Raw genomic sequence first — 20,472 nt, forward strand, 5'->3', positions numbered from 1 at the left:
TTGCCCTGCTTTCCAGGGCGGTCCGGCAGGGACGGCTGAGCCGTCCTGATCGAACCTCGTCCTGTCTATCGTGGTCTCCCGGTCAGTGCCATCCCCATCCGGGATGGCGAACGCCCGCGCTTCGAGTCAATCGTGTGCGAATGACCGGATCAAGGTGACGTCGCGCGGGGGAGCGCGGCCACCTCGGCGCCGGACAGCGCCCGGTCGTACAGGCGGACGTTCTTCATCCTGCCGAGCAACGGCTTGTCGGCCGCGTAGACCGACCGGCCGAGGTGGTTGGCCGTCGTGATCCCGCCGCCGATGTCGGACGGCCTGGTCGTGACGCCTGTGGTGCGCGCCACCTCGACACCGTCCAGGTAGAGCGCTTCCACGCCGTCGCCGACGGTCAGCGTCACCGTCTTCCAGACGCCGCGCGGCAGGGCGAGTCCGGAGTTCACGCCCTGCTCGGTCGCCCAGTTGCCGGTGGCGATCGCGCCGCGATAGGTGTCGCCGGTGCTGAACAGGTAGCCGTCGCCGACGCCGTTCGCCGCCGTGTTGCCGAAGCCGTAGAGGAAGTACGGAGTCTGCTGGGCTGGGTCGACCAGCACGTCGGCGGAGATCGTGGCCGCCGCGGCGCCGGTCAGCAGGTTGTTCGGCAGCTGGACGTGCCCGCCCCTGAGCAGCAGGGAACCTTCGGACCACGTGGCGTTGCCGGCGAGCACGCCGTCGTAGCCGTGCCCGGTGACGTCGGTGGCGGACCCGTTGAGCGGCCAGTGCGCCACCAGGCCGCGCGCGTCCGCCCGGACCGGTGACGGGGGAGCGGTGAGGCGGTTCAGCTCCGCCCGCGTCACCGGCAGCACGGTGCCGTGCCGGGGAGAGGCGGGCAGGCGGGCGCCGGTCGACATGGTCCACCTCCCGGACGCCAGATCGGTCGTCTCGAACGGCACATAACCACGTCCGCCGTACTCGTCGATGAACAGGTACCACCTGTCCTCGGTGTTGGACTTGAACCCGGTCGGGCCCTCTCCGGCGCTCAGGCCGGGGCTCGTCGGGGTGGCCTTGCCGATGCACTCGGCGACGAAGTCGTAGGCGGGAGCGAGCAGGTCGGCCGACTTCTCTGCGGTGATGTACTTGCTGCACGGCGAGGACGACGAGTTGTTCCGCTCGTCCTTGGTGTAGCGGTAGTACGTGCCGTCGTGCTCGATCACCGTGGAGTCGATCACCGAGTAGCCGGGGTCGATCCACACCTTCGCCGGGCTGAACGTCACGAAGTCGCGCGTGGTCGCGTACATCATCCGGTTGTAGCTGGTGCCGGTGTGGCCGGGATCGCTCTCCGCGTAGAGCTTCGAGGCCCAGTAGACGACGTAGGTGCCGCGCCGGGCGTCCCAGAACGCCTCGGGCGCCCAGGTGTTGCCCGCGGTCGGCGGGGAGACCTGGACACCGCGCTGACGTGACCAGGTCCGCAGGTCCGTCGACTCCCACACCATGATCGACCGGCTGCCGGTGCGTTGCGCCGCGTCCCAGCCGCGGCCTCCGTTGATCTTCAGATCCGTTGCCAGCAGGTAGAACCTGTCGCCGTCGGGGGAGCGCAGGACGAACGGGTCGCGCACGCCGAGTTCGCCGAGACCGGACCTCAGGATCGGCCTGCCGTTGTTGACCTCGGAGAAGTCGAGGGGATTGTTGCCGTTGCTGGCGGCGGCGTAGATCTGCTCGCCGATCGGGCTGCTCTCGCCGGTGAAGTAGAAGAAGCCGTAGCCCTCCAACGGTTCCGCGACGGGCAACGGGACCACGGTGGCGATCAGCGCGCGCGTGGCGCTGTGCCGGCCGCGGCTGACCTTCGCCGTCAGCACGACCTTCACCGGTCTGGCACCGGAGCGAGGACGGTTCACCTCGCCGGTCGTGGTGATCACCCTGGTGTTGGACGACCTCCACGTGATGGTCGTGCCGTGGGCGCCGGTGGCCGGAAGCGTGAGGTGGCCGCGGACGTCGCCGATGTTCGGCACCTCCACGGCGGCCGCCGCCGACCGCACGAGCGGTTCGGCGGCGGCCGGTACGCCGGGGAGCAGCGCGGCCGTAACGACCACGACGAGGCTGAGGTGGCGCAGGGATGCCATGGTCGCCTTCCGGGAGAGGTCAGGCGCGTCGCTTGGTCCACACGTCGTAGGCGACGGCCACGAGCAGGACGAGACCCTTCACGAGCATCACGCGTTCGCTGGGCGCGCCGATCAGCGACATGCCGTTGTTGATCACGCCCATGATCAGGCCGCCGGTGATCGCGCCGACGACCTTGCCGACACCGCCCTGCACCGCAGCGCCGCCGATGAACGCGGCCGCGATGGCGTCGAGCTCGAAGGACATGCCCGCGGTCGGACCGGCCTGGTTGAGCCGCCCTGCGAAGATCACGCCGGCGAGCCCGGCGAGCGCGCCCATGTTGACGAACACCCAGAACGTGACGGCCTTGACCTTCACGCCGGACAGCGTGGCGGCCTGCAGGTTGCCGCCGATCGAGTAGATGTGCCGCCCGAACACGGAGTTGTTCGCCATCAGCGAGTAGCCCAGCGCGAGCGCGGCGAGGAGCACCAGCACCCACGGCAGGTTGCGGAACCGGGCGAGCTGGACGACGACCGCCATCACGACGACCGCCACGCCCGCGATCTTGAGCGCGAACACCGGCATCGGGTCGACGGTCTGGCCGTAGCCGAGCCGCGCGGACCGCTTGCGCCACTGCGACAACGCGAAGCCCGCGACGCACGCGAGACCGGCGAGCAGGCTCACCAGGTCGGCGCCGCCCAGCGGCCCGAGGCCGATGTTGCCGAGGTAGCCGCCCGTGAACCCGTTCGACAGCGACCGGATCTCGTCGGGGAACGGCCCGATGCCCTGGTTGCCGAGCGTGGTCAGCGTGAGCGCGCGGAACACCAGCATGCCCGCCAGCGTGACGATGAACGCGGGGATGCCGAAGTACGCGATCCAGTAGCCCTGCGCCGCGCCGATCACCGCGCCGGACAACAACGTCAGCAGCACGGCCACCGGCCACGGCAGTCCCCATTGGACGGTCAGCACCGCGCAGATCGCACCCGTCAGCGCCACGGTCGAGCCCACCGACAGGTCGATGTGCCCGCCGATGATCACCAGGATCATGCCGATCGCGAGGATCAGCACGTACGAGTTCTGCACGATGATGTTCGAGATGTTCTGCGGCTGCAGCAACGCGCCGTCCGTCAGCACCGTGAACAGCACGACGATCAGCGCGAACGCGACGTAGATGCCCGACTGCCGCAGGTTGATCGAGAACCGCCGCGGCTGCGACGGGGGAGCGGCGGCAGGTGAGGGCGCGATCTTCGTGGTCATGAGCTCTGTCCTCGCGTCATGTATTGCATCAGCCGTTCCTGCGTGGCCTCTTCACGGCTCACCTCGCCGGTGATGCGGCCCTCCGACAGCGCGTACACGCGGTCGCACAGGCCGAGGAGCTCCGGCAGCTCCGAGGAGATCACCAGCACCGCGCGGCCCTGGGCGGCGAGGTCGTTGATGATCGAGTAGATCTCGTACTTGGCGCCGACGTCGATGCCGCGCGTCGGTTCGTCGAGGATCAGCACGTCCGGGTCGGTGAACATCCACTTCGCCAGCACGACCTTCTGCTGGTTGCCGCCCGACAGCGTGCCGGTCGGCGTCGACACGGAGGCCGTCCTGATGCCCATCGAGCCGCGGAACCGTTCCGCGACCGTGTACTCCTCGTTCTCGTTCACCCACCCGCGGCTGGAGAGCTTGTCCAGCGCCGCTGCGGAGACGTTGCGCTGCACGCCGTCGATCAGGTTGAGCCCGTAGCGCTTGCGGTCCTCGCTGACGTACGCGATGCCGTGGTCGATGGCTCCGCGCACGGTGCGCGTGTCGATCTCGCGGCCGTCCTTGACGACGCGTCCGGAGATGCCGACGCCGTACGACCGGCCGAACACGCTCATCGCGAGCTCGGTGCGGCCGGCGCCCATCAGGCCCGCGAGACCGACGATCTCCCCGCGCCGCAACGTGAGCGTGGCGTTGTCGACGACCCTGCGGTCCGGCTGGGCGGGGCTGTGTACGGTCCAGTCCTCGATGCGCAGGATCTCCTCGCCGACGTCCGGCGTCCGCGGCGGGAACCGGTGTTCGAGGTCGCGGCCGACCATGCCGGCGATGATGCGTTCCTCGCTGAGTCCCTTGGCGGGCAACGTCTCGATCGTCCTGCCGTCACGCAGCACGGTGACCGTGTCCGCGATCCTGGTGACCTCGCCCAGCTTGTGGGAGATGATCACGCAGGTGATGCCCTGCGACCGCAGCCCGTCGAGCAGGTCGAGCAGGTGCTGCGAGTCGTCGTCGTTCAGCGCGGCCGTCGGCTCGTCCAGGATGAGGAGGCTGACCTCCTTGGACAGCGCCTTGGCGATCTCGACGAGCTGCTGCTTGCCGACACCGAGGTCGTTGACCGGCGTCGTCGGGTTCTCCCGCAGGCCGACGCGGTCGAGCAGCGCCTGCGCCTCGTGGTTGGTGCGGTTCCAGTCGATGAACCCGCGCCGCGCCCTCTCGTTGCCCAGGAACAGGTTCTCCGCCACGGAGAGCTGACCGCACAGCGCCAGCTCCTGGTGGATGATCACGATGCCGCGGCGCTCGCTGTCACGAACGCCGTTGAACGAGCACGGCTCGCCCTCGAAGAGGATGTCGCCCTCGTACGTGCCGTGCGGGTGCACCCCGGACAGCACCTTCATCAGCGTGGACTTGCCCGCGCCGTTCTCACCGCAGATCGCGTGGATCTCACCGCGCCGCACGGTCAACGAGACCTCGTGCAGCGCGGTGACCCCCGCGAACCTCTTGGTGATGCCGCGCATCACCAGGATTTCGTCGGACACCGGACCTACCTGAGCTGGTCGGCGGTGTAGTAGCCGGAGTCGATCAGTTCCTTCTGGTAGTTCGCCTTGTCCACGGGGACGGGCTGCAGCAGGAACGACGGCACGACCTTGTTGCCGTTGTCGTAGTCCTTGGTGTTGTTGACCTCGGGCTTCTCGCCCTTGAGGACCGCGTCGGCCATCTTCACCGTGACGTCCGCGAGCAGGCGGGTGTCCTTGTGGATGGTGGAGTACTGCTCACCGGCGATGATCGACTTCACCGAGGCGACCTCGGCGTCCTGACCGGTGACGATCGGGTAGGCCTGGCCGGCCGTGCCGTAGCCGCCGCTCTTGAGCGCGGAGAGGATGCCGATCGAGATGCCGTCGTAGGGCGACAGCACGCCGTCGACCTTGGCGCCGCCGTAGGTCGAGGTGAGCAGGTCCTCCATGCGCTTCTGCGCGGTCGCCGGGTCCCAGCGCAGGATCGCGACGGTCTTGAAGTCCTTCTGGCCCGACTTGACGCTGAACTTGCCCTGGTCGATGAGCGGCTGGAGCACGGACATCGCGCCGTTGAAGAAGAACGTGGCGTTGTTGTCGTCCGGCGAGCCCGCGAACAGCTCGATGTTGAACGGCCCCTCGCCCTTGGTCTTGAGACCCGCGACGAGAGAGTTCGCCTGCTCCACGCCGACCTTGAAGTTGTCGAACGTCGCGTAGTAGTCGACGTTCGGGCTCTTGCGGATCAGGCGGTCGTAGGCGATCACCGGGATCTTCGAGTCGGCGGCCTGCTGCAGCTGCGACGTGATCGCGGTGCCGTCGATCGAGGCGACGATCAGGAGCTTGGCGCCCTTGGTGATCTGGTTCTCGATCTGGTTGGCCTGGGTGGGGATGTCGTTCTCCGCGTACTGGAGATCGACCTTGTACCCCTTGCCCTCCAGGGCTTTCTTGATGTTGTCCCCGTCGTGGATCCAGCGTTCCGACGACCGCGTGGGCATGGTGACACCCACCAGCGCGCCTTCGCTGGACCCGCTCTGCTGTTCGGTCGTCTTCTGCGCCGAACCGCAGGCGGCGAGAGTGACGGCCAGCGCGGTGGTGGCCGCGATCCGGGCAAGCCTCATTGCTTCTCCTCGATGGCACCGACAGGCAACAGTGCTGTAGGCGGCGAGTGTTATCGCTAACAACATGTCCGTCAAGTTCCATCTGGATAACGCCAGGTGACGCCTGTTAGCGCTCACAGGGGGTGATCGGGGTGCGGTGAGGGAGGTCGCCAGGAGGTCTCGCGGGGGCTGTTCGGGCGGCAGTGATGAGCCGGTGGGCGTAGCGGGCATTGCTCGGCAGGTGGTGCCGGAGTGACTGAGGGTGCGGCCCGTCCGAGTTGGAGCGAGGTGGGTTGCTGCCGCTGCAGTGGCTGAGGGTGCGATCTGTCCGAGTCGGAGTGCGGCAGGGGTTCCCCGGAACGCCGTGCGCCCGCCGCCACCGAGGTGACAGCGGGCGCACATCCCTGGTGCCGGGTCAGACGGTCCGGCAGGTCTTCCCGTTGACGGTGAAGACGCTCGGATCGGCCCCGGAACCGGACCCGTTGAATCCGATCTGGACGGACTTCCCGGGCTTCACCTCCCCGTTCCACGAGAGACTGGCCGCCGTCACGTCCCGCCCGGTCTGGCTCCAGGTCGCGGACCAGCCGGAGGTGACCCGCTGCGTCCCGGGGAGCGCGAACCCGAGCTTCCACGACGTCCACGCGGCCTTGCCGGTGTTCGTGATCTTCACCTGCGCGGTGAGGCCGTCGTTCCAGCGGCCGGCGCTGAAGCTCACCTCGCACTCCGGCCTCGCCACCGTCGTGCCGGACTTCTCGGCGGCCCAGCCCGACACCCAGGCGAGGGCGGAGTTCCAGTTGATCGCGACCTCGTTCACCGAGTAGGCGCCGATGTCGTCCACCCAGCACTTCTGCTGCGGGCACCCCGCCAGCAGCCGCTGGGCCACCGGGTCCTGCAACGCGCTGTTCGGGCCGCCGGACAACGATCCGGGCGGCGCGATCGGCAGGGACGGGTCGTTCTGGTGCGCCCAGAAGCGGTGGTGAGCGTTCACCATCGCCTGGTCGCCGTAGCCCGCCACGTACGACGTGCTGAGCGGGTTGCGGCCGAGGACGTAGTGCAGCGCCTCGAACACGCCCTCGCGGTACTTCGCGGTGCCGGTGAAGTCGAAGGCGAGCGCCAGCACCTGGGCGTTGTTCAAGACCGTGGAGTTCGAGCCCCAGACGTACCCGGCGGTGCTGTTGTCGTACGGCGCGGCGTAGCCCATGCCCGCCATCGCGGTCAGGTGCTGGTCCGCGACCGAGGCGAACGCCGACCTGATCGCGGACACGTCGGACGCGGGCAGGCCGTTGGGCGCCAGGGCGAGGGTGATGTCGCCCAGCGGAGCCGTTCCGCCCCAGTGGAAGCCGCCGCGGTTCAGGCTCGCCGCCTTGTAGTGCGAGGAACCGGTCACGTCGGTGCGGTAGGCGCCGTCGCCCGTGGTCGCGTACAGCTCCGAGGCGGCCCAGTAGAACTCGTCGGTCACGGTGTCGTCGCTGTACGCGCCGCCGCCGGTGCCGTCGTTCGGGTCGGCGAGCTTGGCGGGGTTCGCCTTCGCCGCCGCGTAGGCCTTGCGGGCCGCGGTCAGCAGAGTCGCGGAGTACGCGGGGTCGATGCTCTTCCACAGCCGGGACGCCTGCGCGGCGACCGCGGCCAGGTTCAGCGTCGCGGCCGTGCTGGTCGCGGACAGGCGGCGCGGCTGGTCGTCCAGTTCGGGACGGGTGGGCAGCGCGGTCCAGTTCGCGTCGTGGATCTTGTGGTGCGCCATGCCGTCGGGCGCCTGCATCTTCAGCAGGAAGTCGACCTCCCAGCGCGCCTCGTCGAGGAGGTCCGGCACGCCGTTGGCCTTCTCCGGGATGTTCAGCGAGCCGTCGCGGTACGCGGTGGCGTCGCCGATGCGGGAGGCGCGCTCGTAGGCGTTGAGCAGCTGCCAGGTGGCGATGCCGCCGTTGACCACGTACTTGCCGTGGTCGCCCGCGTCGTACCAGCCGCCGCGCACGTCGAGCGTGTAGCCGCACGCGAGGTCGGCGCGGCACGGAACGTTGTTGTCGCCCTGGTTGGGCGCGACGTTCAGGTGGCCGGCGGGACGCGCGTACTCGTCGCCGACGTACTGCGCCTCGATCGGCGTGCCGCTGCGCTGGTGGTAGAAGAACGCGAGCGAGTCGTAGCGCAGCCGCTTCACCGGGTCCGCGGAGATGTCGAACGGGAAGCTGCTGTCCTCGCCGACGACCAGCGTGTAGCCGGTGCCGGGCGTGTCGAACGACGAGAAGTCGATCAGGTGCACCGAGTCGCCGGACGTGGCGTCCAGGCCCTTCGGCGTGCTCTGGCCGGACGCCACGGCCGCACCCGCGGAGTTCTTCAGGGTCCACGTCTGCGCGGTCGTCGCCGTGGACACGAGCGTCGCGCGCTTGGGCAGGCCCGGCACGTAGGCGACCAGGTCGACCTGGACCTTCTTGGCGGGGTTGGGGTTCACGCCGCCGGGAGGCTTCACGCCGCCGACCAGTGAGACGTTGTCCACGCAGATCGTGTTGTCGGACGGCTGGCCGCCCAGCTGGAACGCGACCTGCCCGTTGCCCGCGTCCGGGAAGTCCAATGTGGACGTGAAGGTGAACGAGAAGCGTTGCTTCTCCGGTGAGAGCGCGAACTGCTGGCTCGCGATGCCGCGGTAGGGGCTGACGCTCTCGCCCGCTGCGGCCGTCACGGGCTGCGCGGTCGTGGCGCGGGCGTCGAACGAGAACGTGTAGGACTGGCCGGTCTCGAACGGCACCCCGTTCTGGCCGATCAGCGCGTCCCAGGGGTTCGTCGTGCCGCCGGTGACCGCCGCGCACAGTTCGCCGCCGGTGACCCGGTTGGTGACGCCGGCTCCGCTCCACCAGGGATCGGCCGACCCGCTCTCGAACGTTCCGTTGAGCACGCGTTCGTAGTCCGCAGCCGCGGCGGAGGCGTGGAGTGAGGCCGCCGTCAGCGTCGCGAGCAGGGTCGCGGCGAGCAGGCGTGGGGGTTGGAATCTCATGGGACTGAGGTTCTCCGTCCTCGTCGACGGTGCTGCGTTCTGGGAGCGCTCCCAGAACGCACCGTAGGGCGAGTGCGGCAACGGCTACAACCCTTGGCGGGCGACCGATTCCGTTCGACTGTCGATTTCGACTCGATCCTCAGCCCAGGAGGCGGTCGAGCAGGTCGTGCCAGCCGGCTTCGAGTCGCTCCAGCGACGCGCCGGGCCGCAGGAAGTGGTCGACCAGAACGACGTCCACCGACGCGAGGAGCGTGTGGGCGAGCAGTTCCGCGTCGGCGTCCGGGAGCGCGGTGCGCAGGAGCAGGGCGACGTGCCGGTGGCGCAACCGCCTGGCCGGCACGGTGAACCGGCGTTCGGGCGTCGGCTCGGCCGCGAGGTAGAGGTCGCGGTGGGCGTGCTCGTGGCGCAGCAGGGCCGGTCCGAACGCCCTGAGTCGCGCCGCCGCGTCGGCGCCGGGTCCGAGCGGCGGCGGCCCGCTCAGGAACGCCTCCTGGAACAGGACCTCCGAGCGGTCGAGCAACGCCTGCAGCAGCCCGTTGCGGTCGCCGAAGCGCCGCGACACCGTGCCCTTGCCGACGCCTGCCTCCGCCGCCACCGTCTCCATCGTGATCGCCGCGGCACCCCGTTCGTCCGCCAGCCGGGCGGCCGCCTCCAGCAGCAGGGCGCGGTTGCGCACGGCGTCCGCCCGCAGGTGCGACTGCGGGCCGGCGAGGGGCAGGGATGTGCCGTCGATCACCTCCACAGCCTAGACGGAAGATAAACGGGCCGCATCCCGTTTAGGCTGTAGTCGTTCAACCACAGTCTGCATCTGGGAGTCACGTCATGGCCGTTCGGATCCTCACGCTCGTCGGCAGCCTCCGGTCCGGTTCGCACAACCGCAGGCTCGCCGAGGCCGCGGTCCAGATCGCGCCCGAGCACGTCGAGCTCGGCGTGTACGACGGCCTGGGCGCCATCCCGTTCTACAACGAGGACATCGACCACGAGGGCACCGTTCCCGCCGAGGCCGTGAAGCTGCGCGAGGCCGCCGCCGAGGCCGACGCGCTGCTCCTCGTGTCGCCCGAGTACAACGGCACCATCCCCGCCGTGCTGAAGAACGCCATCGACTGGCTGTCGCGCCCCTACGGCGCGGGTGCCCTGTCCGGCAAGCCGGTCGCCGTCGTCGGCACCGCGTTCGGCCAGTACGGCGGCGTGTGGGCGCAGGACGAGGCCCGCAAGGCCGTCCGGATCGCCGGTGGCGTGCCCGCCGAGGACCTGACGCTGTCGATCCCCAGCTCCGTGGTCCGCTTCGCCGAGCTGCACCCGGTGGACGACGCCGAGGTCACCGAGAAGCTGACCGGCGTGATCGAGGGCCTCGCCGCGAAGGCGACCGCCACCGTCTGACGCACCTCAGCGCATCGTGACGGCGCGCCAGTCGTCCGCGTTGTCGTCAGGGCCGGTACCGGGGCGGTTGTCCTGGTACCAGGCCATGATGCGGCGCCGGCCCTCGTCGGTGATGTGGTAACCGAGGTGGTCGCCGACGGGCGCCCAGATCAGCTCCTCCTTGAGCGCGTGCTTGATGGCGTCGCGGCGGCACATGCTCTGCAGCAGCCACGGCCACACCATTCCCTGCGCGGTCATCCACAACACGCGCAGCACCGCGGTCTCCGGCAGCTCCGGACCGCCCGGTGACTCGTCGAAGAATCGGCCCGCCTGCATCCGCAACCCCCGCTCGACTTCGCTCGTACGTCGTAATACGGCCTGGTCGGGGCGCTGGTTCAGGGTTTCGGGCGATTGTTTCCGCTGCGAATGGATCAGGCGCTGGCCCTGCGCACCAGCGAGGTCGGCAGCAGCATCGACTGCGGCAGCTTCTCCTCGCCCGCCAGTTCGGCGAGCAGCCGCCACGTCATGGTGCGCCCGAAGCCCTCCACGTCCTGCCGCACCGTCGTGAGTGGAGGGACGGCCGTCGAGGCGAGCACCGAGTCGTCGAACCCCACCACCGCCACGTCGTCCGGGATCCGGTAGCCGCGGGTCTGCAGCACCCGCAACGCGCCCAGCGCCATGATGTCCGCGGCGACGAAGACCGCGTCGAGGTCGGGGGCGCGGCGCAGCAGCTCCTCCATGGCGAGCGCGCCGCTCTCCGGCGTGAAGTCGGTGGCGTGCGCGACGAGTTCCACGGGCATGCCGTGCTCCGCGAGCCCGCACCGCCAGCCGCTCAGGCGGTCCATGCCGACGGCCATGTCGTGCGGCCCGGCGATCGTGGCGATCTTCTCGCGGCCCAGCGATATCAGGAATCGAACGGCGCCCAGCGCGCCGTTGAAGTTGTCCGCGTCGACGAACGGGACGGTGCCGCCCACGAGCGGACGGCCGCCCACCACCGTGGGCAGCCCCGTCTCGTGCAGCGTTCTCGGCAACGGGTCCTCGCCGTGCAGGCTCACGACGAGCGCCCCGTCGACGTGCCCGCCGGTGAGGTAGGCGACCTGGTCCTCACCGTCGAGCGGCTGGTTCATCATCAGCAGGAGCTGGACGTGCCGTCCGGCGAGCTCGGCGTGCACCCCGCGCAGCACTCCGGCGAAGAACGGGTCGGCGAGGACCCGGCTGCCCTGCTCGGAGATCACCAGCGCGATCGCGTTCGCCTTGCTGCCCGCCAGGGTTCTCGCGGCGTGGTTCGGGCTGTACCCGAGCATGGCGATGGCGCGGTGCACCGCCTGGCGCGACCGCTCGCTCACGTACTTCTCGCCGTTGATCACCCTGGAGACGGTGGACTTCGACACCCCGGCCACGCGCGCGACCTCCTCGATGCGCGGGCCGGGGCGGCGACTCCTGCCTTCCGTCATGAGACGGCGACCAGCGCGTTGTCGCGAGCCACCCTGCTGAACCACCTCGCACTCATCTTCGGCGTGCGGATCTGCGTGTCGTAGTCGACGTGGACGATGCCGAACCGCTTCGCGTACCCCTCTGCCCACTCGAAGTTGTCCAGCAACGACCAGCAGAAGTAGCCGCGCAGGTCCACTCCCGCCTCGATCGCCGCGTGGGCGGCGCGCAGGTGGGAGGCGATGAAGCCGGTGCGGTCGACGTCGTCGATCGCACCGGTGCCCGAGAAGTCGTCGCGGAACGCCGCCCCGTTCTCCGTGATGTAGAGCGGAAGCCGCGGGTAGTCGTTGTGCACCCGCGTCAGCACGGTCGTGAGCCCGTCCGGCCTGACCTCCCAGCCCATGTCGGTGACGGGGGCGTCGCGGGGCGGGAACGAGGCGTGCTGGACACCGATCCACGGTGACGGCCCGGCCTCGCCGTTCGGCGTCGAGCTGACGTAGTGCTCGGTGTAGTAGTTGACGCCGAGCATGTCCATCGGTCCGGAGATGATCTTGAGATCACCGTCGTGGACGTGCTCGCCGAATCCCAGCGGCTCCAGGTCCGCGAGGACGTCGGCCGGGTACTCGCCGCGCAGCAACGGGTCCAGGAAGATCCGCTGCTGCAGCCCGTCGAGCCTGCGCGCGACGTCGAGGTCGGCCGGGTTCGCCGGGTCGACCGGGATGATCGGGTACATGTTGAGCGTGATGCCCACCTTGGCGTCCGGCTGGGCGGCGCGGATGGTGTCGTTCGCCAGCCCGTGTCCGAGCAGCAGGTGGTGCACGGCCGCCGCGGCGGCGGCCGGTTCCGTGCGGCCGGGGGCGTGGATTCCCGCCGCGTAGCCGAGGAACGCCGAGCACCACGGCTCGTTCAGCGTCGTCCAGGTGCCGACCCGGTCACCGAGCGCCTCGACGGTGGCGGCCGCGTAGTCGGCGAACCGGAACGCCGTGTCGCGGTTCGCCCAGCCGCCCGCCTCCTCCAGCTTCTGCGGGAGGTCCCAGTGGTAGAGGGTCGGCCACGGCACGATGTCGTGCGCCAGCAGCGAGTCGATCAGGCGCTGGTAGAAGTCGAGACCGGCCTGGTTGACCTTGCCGCCGTCCGGCCGCACGCGCGGCCAGGCGATCGAGAACCGGTAGGCCTTGATCCCCAGGTCCGCCATCATGGCGACGTCCTGCTCGAAGCGCCGGTAGTGGTCGGCGGCGGGTTCACCGCAGTCGCCGCCCACCACCTTGCCGGGTTGCCGGCAGAACTCGTCCCAGATGGAGTCGGTGCGACCGTCCACTTCGGTCGCCCCCTCCACCTGGAACGCGGCGGTCGCGGCTCCCCACAGAAAACCCTGCGGGAAAACAATGTTCTCCATTTTCACCCCTTGACGGCGCCCTGCATCACACCGGCGACGATCTGCCGCCCGAGCACGAGGAAAACGATGAGGACCGGAACCGTGGCGAGCGTGGTCCCGGCGAGGACGAGCGAGTAGTCGACGTAGTAGCCGCTCTGCAGCTTCTCCAGGGCGACCTGCAGCGTCGGGTTGTCGGCGTTGAGGACCACCAGCGGCCACAGGAAGTCGTTCCAGGACTGCATGAACGTGAACACGCCCAGCATCGCGGCAGCCGGGCGGGCGGCGGGCAGGGCGACGTGCCAGAACGCGCGCCACAGGCTGCAGCCGTCCATCCGCGCCGCCTCGACGAGCTCGTCGGGGATGGCGTCGAGGAGGTACTGGCGCATCCAGAACACGCCGAACGCGGTCACGAGGTTCGGCACGATCACGGCTTCGAGCTCACCGGCCCAGCCGAACTCGGCCATCGCCATGTACAGCGGGATGATGCCGAGCTGGGTCGGCACTGCCAACGTTGCCACCACGAACAGGAACAGCACGCCGCGGCCGCGGAACCGGAGCTTGGCGAAGGCGAACCCGGCCAGCGTCGACAGCAGCACCACCGAGAACGTCACGGTGCCGGACACCAGGAAGCTGTTGCCCAGCGCCTTCCAGAACGGGACCGTGTCGAACACGCGCACGGCGTTCGTCCAGAAGTTCCCGCCGGGGATCAGCGTGAAGTCGCCGGTCAGCACCGAGTTGTCGCGGCTCGCGACCAGGAACGACCAGTAGAACGGGAAGGCGGAGCCGAGCACGAACGCGCCGAGGATCCCGTAGATCGCGAAGGACGGTCGCTTCATCATTTGACGGCCCTCCTGGTGAGGAAGAAGTTGAGGCCGGCGACGGCGATGACGACCATGAACAGCACCCACGCGATGGCGGAGGCGTAGCCGAGGTCGAGGCCCTGGAACGCCGACTGGTACAGGTAGAGCACGACGGTCTGGTACTGGTGCTCCGCGCCGCCGCCGCTGCCGCCGGAGGGCTCGAACAGCTTCGGCTCGGTGAAGATCTGCAGACCGCCGATGGTCGACGTGACGACCACGAAGATCAGCGTCGGCTTCAGCAACGGGAGCGTGATGCTGAAGAACCGCCGCAGCGCGCTCGCGCCGTCCACCAGCGCGGCCTCGTAGACGTCCTTCGGGATCGCCTGCATCGCGGCGAGCACGATCAGCGCGTTGTAGCCCGTCCACCGCCAGTTGACCATCGACGCGATGGCGACGTGGCTGCCGAACGTGCTGGCCTGCCAGTCGATCGGGTCGATGCCGACCAGCCCGAGCACGTCGTTCACCAGGCCGTACTGCGGCCCGAAGAGGTTGCCGAAGATGATCGTCAACGCCACGAGGCTCGCCACGTAGGGGAGCAGCACGCCCATCCGCCACCCGGTGCGGGCCCGCAGGTTCGCGTTCAGCAGTGCCGCGATCAGCACCGCGACGACGATCTGCGGTGCGCTCGACAGCAGGAAGATGCTGAAGGTGTTGAACAGCGCGTTCCAGAACTGGTCGTCCTGGAACAGCGTGCTGTAGTTCTCCAGGCCGATGAACAGCGGCTCGTCGGCGCCGACCTCCCAGTCGAACAGGGAGACGTAGGCCGTGTAGAGCAACGGGAACAGCCCGACGGCGATGAAGAGCACGAAGAAGGGAGCGACGAACAGGTAGGGCGACACCTTGGCGTCCAAGTTGGACAGCCGGTACCGCCGCGGAGGCCGCGGGCGAGCCTCCTGCGCTCGCCCGCGGTCCACCTTGGAGAGAGTGGCGGTCACTACTTGGCCGCCTTCTGAGCGCCTTCGACGGCCGCCTTCCACGCTTCGTCGGAGGTCTTGCCCTGCTCGACGGACAGCAGCGCCGGGCTGAAGACCGTCTCCTGGATCTGGCCGTCGGCCGGACCCTTGTACTGCGCGGCCTTGATCTTCTTGGCCTGGGTGGCGAACAGCGCGCCGGCCTTGACGTCGCCGAAGTAGGCGTTCGTCTGCTCCAGCAGTTCGGGCGCGTCGAGGGCCTTGACCTGGCTCGGGAACGTGCCCTTGGCCTTGAACGCCTTGATCTGCTGCTCCGGCGCGGTCAGCCAGGCGGCGAGCTCGGCGGCCTTCTTCGCGTTCTTGCTCTGCTTCGGCACGGTCAGGTACGAGCCGCCCCAGTTGCCGCCACCGTTCGGGAACGCGTCGGTGACCGCCCAGAGACCCTTGTTCTCGGGACCCGCCTGCGACTCCACCACGCCGAGCATCCACGACGGGCAGGTCTTGGTGGCGAACTTGCCGAGCTTGAAGCCGGTGTTCCACTCGTTGCTGAACGCGCCGAGCCGCGCCGACTGTCCCTTCGCGACAGCCGCCGTCACCGTGTTCCAGTTGGCCTTGATCGCGGCGTTGGAGTCGACGACCAGCTTGTCGGACTTGTCGTAGTAGCCGGTCTCCAGCTGGTTGTGCATGGCGTTGTAGACCTGCGCGGCGCTGTCGAACCACGCGACACCGGGAACCTTGGCGATGAACTGGTCACCGGCCGCGAAGTAGCTGTCCCACGAGGCGAAGAGCGCCTTGACGCCCTCGGGGTCGGACGGCAGGCCGGCCTTGTCGAACAGGTCCTTGCGGTAGCACATGGCGAGCGGGCCGATGTCGGTCCCGTAGCCCATGAGCTTGCCGTCCTTGGTGGTGATCGCCTGCGTCTTCCACGCCAGCCAGCGGTCGTCCTCGACCTTCGGGCCGATCTCCTTGAGATCGTTGAACTGCCCGGCCTTCGACATGAACTGGCTGAGGTAGCCCTCTTCGACCCCCTCGATGTCCGCGAGACCGGAGCCCGCACCGAGCTTGGTGAACAGGTTCTGGTGGTGCGGCTGGCCCTGGCCGGTCTTGCGCTGCGTGATCTTGACGTCCGGGTGGGCTGCCTCGTACTCCTTGAACAGCTCCTCGTACCCGAACTCGTTGAACGTCGCGATCGTGAGCTCGGTCTTTCCATCCGCGGACTGACTGGCCCCGCCTGACCCGCACGCAGTGGTGGCGGCGGCGGACACGGCGGCACAGATCAGCACGCTGATCCAACGGTGTCGCACGGGAGAACTCCTCTGGTCTCGGCGGCGGGTTCTGGGAGCGCTCCCAGACGGGGAGGAGTGTCGTCCCGGCTTCGAACGTGTGTCAAGACACACTTCGGGCCGCACCAGGCGTTTTCCGGCGCTCTCGACCTGGTGACCTGGCTGTTCATGGCTCAGGTCACAGTTGGGAAACCTGGGAGCGCTCCCGGAGATGTGACCGATGGGTTAACAGTGCGTGCTGAGATCGGCACGGAAAGCGTCAGCGAGGGGTGAGAGCGGGGGAGGGGGCGTGGCCGCTGTGGGAGGGGCCTGGCGGTGCGTGATTCGCCGTGCCGGTGGTTCCGGGCAACGGCCTTCGCCACGGGCGCCCCGAATCCGATCTGCTCGTGGGTTGCCGCCCCGCAGGCCCACCGAACCCGGCCGCGCTACCGCCCTCCGCTCCCGTCGCGCCACCCGTTCCCCGGTGGCGCCTCCGTCAGGCGCTCGCCCGCCGCACCAACGAGGTCGGCAGCAGCAGCGAGGGCGGCAACCCGGAGTCGCCCGCCAGCTCGCCCAGCAGCCGCCACGTCATCGTCCGCCCCAGCTGCTCGACGTCCTGCCGCACGGTCGTGAGCGGCGGAGTCGCGGTCGAGGCGAGCAGTGAGTCGTCGAAGCCGACCACCGCCACGTCCTCCGGCACGCGCAACCCGCGGGCGTGCAGCACCTGCAGCACGCCCAGCGCGATGATGTCGGCCGCCACGAACACGGCGTCGAGGTCGGGGGCGCGGCGCAGCAGGTCCTCCATCGCACTGGCGCCGCTCTCCGGCGTGAAGTCGGCCTCCACCACGAGGTCCGCGGACAGCCGCGCCTCGCCGAGACCGCGCCGCCAGCCGCTGAGCCGGTCGAGGCCCGCCGCCATGTCGCGCGGGCCCGCCACGGTCGCGATCCTCGTGCGGCCCAGGGACACCAGGTGCCGCACGGCGTCCAGGCCACCCGTGAAGTTGTCCGAGTCCACGAACGGGACGGTGCCCGCGGCGAGGGGGCGGCCGCCGACCACCACGGGCAGGCCGATCTCCTGGAGCAGGTGCGGCAACGGGTCGTCGCCGTGCAGGCTCACCAGCAGCGCGCCGTCCACGTGGCCGCCCGCCAGGTACGCGAGGAGGTCCTCGTGGTCCTCCGGCCGGCTGAGCATGAGCAGCAGCTGGATGCGCCGCCCGGTCAGTTCGGCGTGGACGCCGCGCATCACGCCCGCGAAGAACGGGTCGCCGAGGACTCGGCTGCCCTGTTCGGACACGATCAGCGCGATGGCGTTGGCCTTGCTGCCCGCGAGGGAGCGCGCCGCCTGGTTCGGGCTGTACCTGAGGTGCGTGATCGCGTCGTGCACGGCGTCGCGGGCCTTGGCGCTCACGTACTGCTCGCCGTTGATCACCCTGGAGACCGTCGACTTGGACACCCCGGCGAGCCGCGCGACCTCCTCGATCCGCGGGCCGGGCCGTCGTTGCCGGTCGATCTCCGTCATGGCGCTCATCGTAGGAGTCCGCGAACATCAATTCGAATGTGACGAAACGCCCGCGTGTCACATCGTGGGAGCGCGTTCCCGGCACGCCGCTGTGCCGGGAACGCGGCTGGGGGTCGGGGCGGGACGCCTGTGCCGCGCAGAACGTCCCGCCCCGAGGTCTGTCAGGGCTCTGCGCCCCACACGAGCGTGCCGCCGGTGTGGGCGGTCACCCGGTCGAAGTCCGTGAGAGCGCTCACTCGGTAGCTGTGGTCGTCGGCCTGGTTGAAAGCGGACCAATCGGACTTCGCTGTCCTCACCTGGATCTCGCCCGTGCTCGCCCCCGCCGCGAGGCTGCCGGACGTGAACGCCACCTCGACGTACGCGTCGGCTCCCGGACGTGCGGTCGCGAGCTTGACGACGCGCACCTGGACGGTGGCGCAGCCGATCTGCGCCCAGTCGCACCACACCTGGTAGCTCGGCGACGGCGCGTCACCCGTGAACCAGTAGCGGATCGTCGTGCCGGTGAGGCTGACGGGTGTCGTGCCGCGGTTCGTCAGCTGGAGCGTGGCACCGATCTGGTTGGACGTCGCCGCACCGGATCCCCTGTGCTGCACCGCAAGCGTGCTCGCGACACCGGGCAGCGTGCGCGCGGAGACCGGCGTGCTGGCCGCCGAGGTGTTGCCCGCCGCGTCCCGGGCGCGCACCGAGAACGAGTACGGCGTGTCCGGGGTGAGGCCGGTGACCGTGAAGCCGGTCGCCGAGGTCGAGCCCGTGACGGTAGTGCTGCTGAGCACGTCGTACCCGGCGACCCCGACGTTGTCCGTCGACCCCGTCCAGTTCAGCGTCACGCTGGTGCTGGTTGCGCCCGACGCGGTCAGTCCACTCGGGACCGACGGCGCCTCGCTGTCCGGCACGCCGCCGCCGGGTTCGTTGCCCCACACGGTCCTGCCGTCCTGGCGCAGCACGATCCGGTCGGTTTGGGCGACGGTGTTCCCGCTGCCGAGTCCGGCGTGCGACCAGTCGTTGGACGGGTCCCACGTGCCGGTGCTGGTGATCCGGAACTGGACCTCCTTGCGGTACGCGGACTGCCCGGCGGGAGCCACGCCGGGACACGGGACGTCCACGTAGTACACCGAACCGCTGTGCTGGACGGGCGCGCTCGGGGTGCCGCACTGGTTGTAGTTCGTGGTGACGGTGATCTGGCTCGGCGTGGTCGAGCCGTCGAGGGTGAAGTAGTAGCGCAGCGAGCCGTTGAACGTCCGCGCGGGCCAGGCGCTCTTGTTGAGCACGAATGCCTTGATCTCGGTGAACTGGGCGGCGCTCTGGTTCACCGACGCCTGCACGGTCAGTTCGGGGCCGTCCGGGGTCTCCGCCACCGGGAACGAGGTGAGCGGGGTGCCGCCGAACTCGCCGTACAGGCGGGCGAGGGCGCCGGTGAAGCCCGCGTTGTAGTCGAGCGCGACCTCGTTCATCACGTAGTCGCTGCGGCTGTCGGTGTACGCGTCGTTGTTGGTGCTCGGGCCGCCGACCAGCGCGCCGTACAGCACGTGCCGGCTGACGGCCGGTTCCTGGATGCTGTCGGCCCACGAACCGTGCGCGCCGCGGTGGTGCGGGTTGCGCGGCGGGTTGGTGCCGAAACCGACGACGTAGCTCGCGTTGCGCGGGTTGTCGCCGAGGGCGTAGTTGATCTGCCGGACGCCGAAGTCGTGGTAGGTCCGCGCGCGGGTGCTGTCGCGGGTGGACAGCCAGTCCGAGTACGTGAGGGCGGCGAACGCGGTGTTGGCGGCGTACCGCAGCGATCCCCAGCTGTCCAATACCGCCTGGCCGCCGGGGGAGTAGCGCACCCGGTTGCCGTTGTAGCCCGTGGTCCAGAAGTCGAGCCAGCGGTTCGCGTCGCTGATGTACGTCTGCTCACCGGTCAGCTGAGCCATCAGAACGTAGGCGCCATAAGACTTGTCGTCCCACGCGATGGTCCACTTGTAGGAGCGTTCGGAGCTCTGCGGTTCGGTGCCGAGCTTCTGGTACTCCGTCCTGGCCTTGGTCAGGTAGCTCGCGTCCCCGGTCGCGCGGTGCAGCCAGATCGCGCCCCACACCAGTTCGTCCTGGTAGCCGCTCCACGAGTTGTAGAAGTTCGCGGCGTCCGTGATGCACGAGCTGTACTTGCCGCGGTAGGTGTCGGCGAACGAGTAGAGCTGCCTGGCGTGCGTGAGCAGGGTGGCCGAGTAGGTCGGGTCCGTGCTCTTGAAGACCATCGATGCCGACGCCATCGCCGCCGCGTACTCGCCCGCGAGGTCGGAGCCGGGACACGAACTGTCCACTTTGTACGACGGGCGCGCCATCGTCATGACCTCGGGCGACCCCCACCAGGCGTGGTCGGGGTTGCCCGCGCCGACCTGCCCGTAGACGACGTTCGGCGACGGGTGCGCCTTGATGATCCAGTCGGTGCCGTGCCTCAGGTTCGCCAGCAGGTGCGGGAGCTGCCCGGAGCTCGCGTAGGCGGCCCGGTTCTCCACGGCTCCCCAGGCGAGCATCGACACGCTGAACGCGAACGGCAGCCCGAACTTGACGTGGTCACCGGCGTCGTAGAAGCCGCCGGACAGGTCGAGCCCGGCGTCGGAACCGTCGCGCAGGGCCGAGTCCGCGCGCCAGCTCACGCGGTTGCCCGCCGGCAGCTGACCCGACCGCTGCGCGTCGTAGAACCAGACCGACTTCTGCAGCGCCTCGCCGTAGTTGAACGCGGGCGCCGCCGCCGACGGTGACGCGAAGGACCCGGTGATCCCCGCCAGCGCCACGGCGAGGACGGCTGCCACGGCGCTCGACCTGCGACTGTGCACGTCAGCCTCCAAAGACGGAATCTGGGAGCGCTCCCA

The 20,472-nt window shown here is 69.4% G+C and carries 15 protein-coding genes; 1 reads left to right on the top strand and 14 read right to left on the bottom strand.

Going from position 1 to position 20,472, the window contains the following annotated elements:
- Positions 1-149: 149 nt before the first annotated feature.
- From ACFWN2_RS00175 to ACFWN2_RS00200, 6 genes are all read right to left on the bottom strand, one after another.
- On the bottom strand, positions 150-2,093 hold the full coding sequence (locus tag ACFWN2_RS00175; RefSeq protein ID WP_382423877.1) for an immunoglobulin-like domain-containing protein: 1,944 nt from the start codon (positions 2,091-2,093) through the stop codon (positions 150-152).
- Positions 2,094-2,112: 19 nt separating this feature from the next.
- A complete protein-coding gene (gene mmsB / locus ACFWN2_RS00180; protein WP_382423878.1) occupies positions 2,113-3,327 on the bottom strand; it encodes a multiple monosaccharide ABC transporter permease in 1,215 nt (404 codons plus the stop codon).
- On the bottom strand, positions 3,324-4,850 hold the full coding sequence (mmsA, locus tag ACFWN2_RS00185; protein ID WP_382423879.1) for a multiple monosaccharide ABC transporter ATP-binding protein: 1,527 nt from the start codon (positions 4,848-4,850) through the stop codon (positions 3,324-3,326). The genes mmsB and mmsA overlap by 4 nt, the downstream gene beginning before the upstream one ends.
- Before the next feature lie 5 nt (positions 4,851-4,855).
- Complete coding sequence (gene chvE / locus ACFWN2_RS00190; protein ID WP_382423880.1) at positions 4,856-5,941, bottom strand: multiple monosaccharide ABC transporter substrate-binding protein; 1,086 nt, start codon at positions 5,939-5,941, stop codon at positions 4,856-4,858.
- A 394-nt stretch (positions 5,942-6,335) separates the two neighbouring features.
- Entirely contained in the window at positions 6,336-8,906 is a 2,571-nt protein-coding gene (locus ACFWN2_RS00195; protein ID WP_382423881.1) for a glycoside hydrolase family 9 protein, read from the bottom strand.
- A gap of 139 nt (positions 8,907-9,045) precedes the next feature.
- Positions 9,046-9,642 carry a TetR/AcrR family transcriptional regulator gene (locus ACFWN2_RS00200; protein WP_382423882.1) on the bottom strand — a complete coding sequence of 199 codons (597 nt, stop codon included), beginning with the start codon at positions 9,640-9,642 and terminating at the stop codon, positions 9,046-9,048.
- 86 nt (positions 9,643-9,728) lie between these two features.
- Here ACFWN2_RS00200 and ACFWN2_RS00205 point away from each other — a divergent pair, with 86 nt between their 5' ends.
- Positions 9,729-10,286 (top strand): NAD(P)H-dependent oxidoreductase, encoded by a 558-nt coding sequence (locus ACFWN2_RS00205; RefSeq protein WP_382423883.1) that lies wholly within the window; start codon positions 9,729-9,731, stop codon positions 10,284-10,286.
- Between the two features lie 6 nt (positions 10,287-10,292).
- Here the strand turns inward: ACFWN2_RS00205 and ACFWN2_RS00210 are convergent, their stop codons facing one another.
- The 8 genes from ACFWN2_RS00210 to ACFWN2_RS00245 form a co-directional block, all read right to left on the bottom strand.
- Positions 10,293-10,601 (bottom strand): hypothetical protein, encoded by a 309-nt coding sequence (locus tag ACFWN2_RS00210; RefSeq protein ID WP_382423884.1) that lies wholly within the window; start codon positions 10,599-10,601, stop codon positions 10,293-10,295.
- A gap of 95 nt (positions 10,602-10,696) precedes the next feature.
- Positions 10,697-11,719, bottom strand: a complete 1,023-nt coding sequence (locus tag ACFWN2_RS00215; protein WP_382423885.1) for a LacI family DNA-binding transcriptional regulator — start codon at positions 11,717-11,719, stop codon at positions 10,697-10,699.
- Entirely contained in the window at positions 11,716-13,092 is a 1,377-nt protein-coding gene (locus tag ACFWN2_RS00220) for a GH1 family beta-glucosidase (protein WP_382423886.1), read from the bottom strand. The genes ACFWN2_RS00215 and ACFWN2_RS00220 overlap by 4 nt, the downstream gene beginning before the upstream one ends.
- A 2-nt stretch (positions 13,093-13,094) precedes the next feature.
- On the bottom strand, positions 13,095-13,910 hold the full coding sequence (locus ACFWN2_RS00225; RefSeq protein ID WP_382423887.1) for a carbohydrate ABC transporter permease: 816 nt from the start codon (positions 13,908-13,910) through the stop codon (positions 13,095-13,097).
- A complete protein-coding gene (locus ACFWN2_RS00230; RefSeq protein ID WP_382423888.1) occupies positions 13,907-14,845 on the bottom strand; it encodes a carbohydrate ABC transporter permease in 939 nt (312 codons plus the stop codon). The genes ACFWN2_RS00225 and ACFWN2_RS00230 overlap by 4 nt, the downstream gene beginning before the upstream one ends.
- A gap of 20 nt (positions 14,846-14,865) precedes the next feature.
- A complete protein-coding gene (locus ACFWN2_RS00235) occupies positions 14,866-16,146 on the bottom strand; it encodes an extracellular solute-binding protein (RefSeq protein WP_382423889.1) in 1,281 nt (426 codons plus the stop codon).
- A 454-nt stretch (positions 16,147-16,600) separates the two neighbouring features.
- Complete coding sequence (locus ACFWN2_RS00240) at positions 16,601-17,623, bottom strand: LacI family DNA-binding transcriptional regulator (protein ID WP_382423890.1); 1,023 nt, start codon at positions 17,621-17,623, stop codon at positions 16,601-16,603.
- A gap of 161 nt (positions 17,624-17,784) precedes the next feature.
- Positions 17,785-20,436: a glycoside hydrolase family 9 protein gene (locus tag ACFWN2_RS00245; protein WP_382423891.1), complete on the bottom strand. Its 2,652-nt coding sequence runs from the start codon at positions 20,434-20,436 to the stop codon at positions 17,785-17,787.
- Positions 20,437-20,472 lie beyond the last annotated feature (36 nt).

It is taken from the genome of Lentzea sp. NPDC058436 (genome assembly GCF_042721515.1).
GTDB lineage: Bacteria > Actinomycetota > Actinomycetes > Mycobacteriales > Pseudonocardiaceae > Lentzea.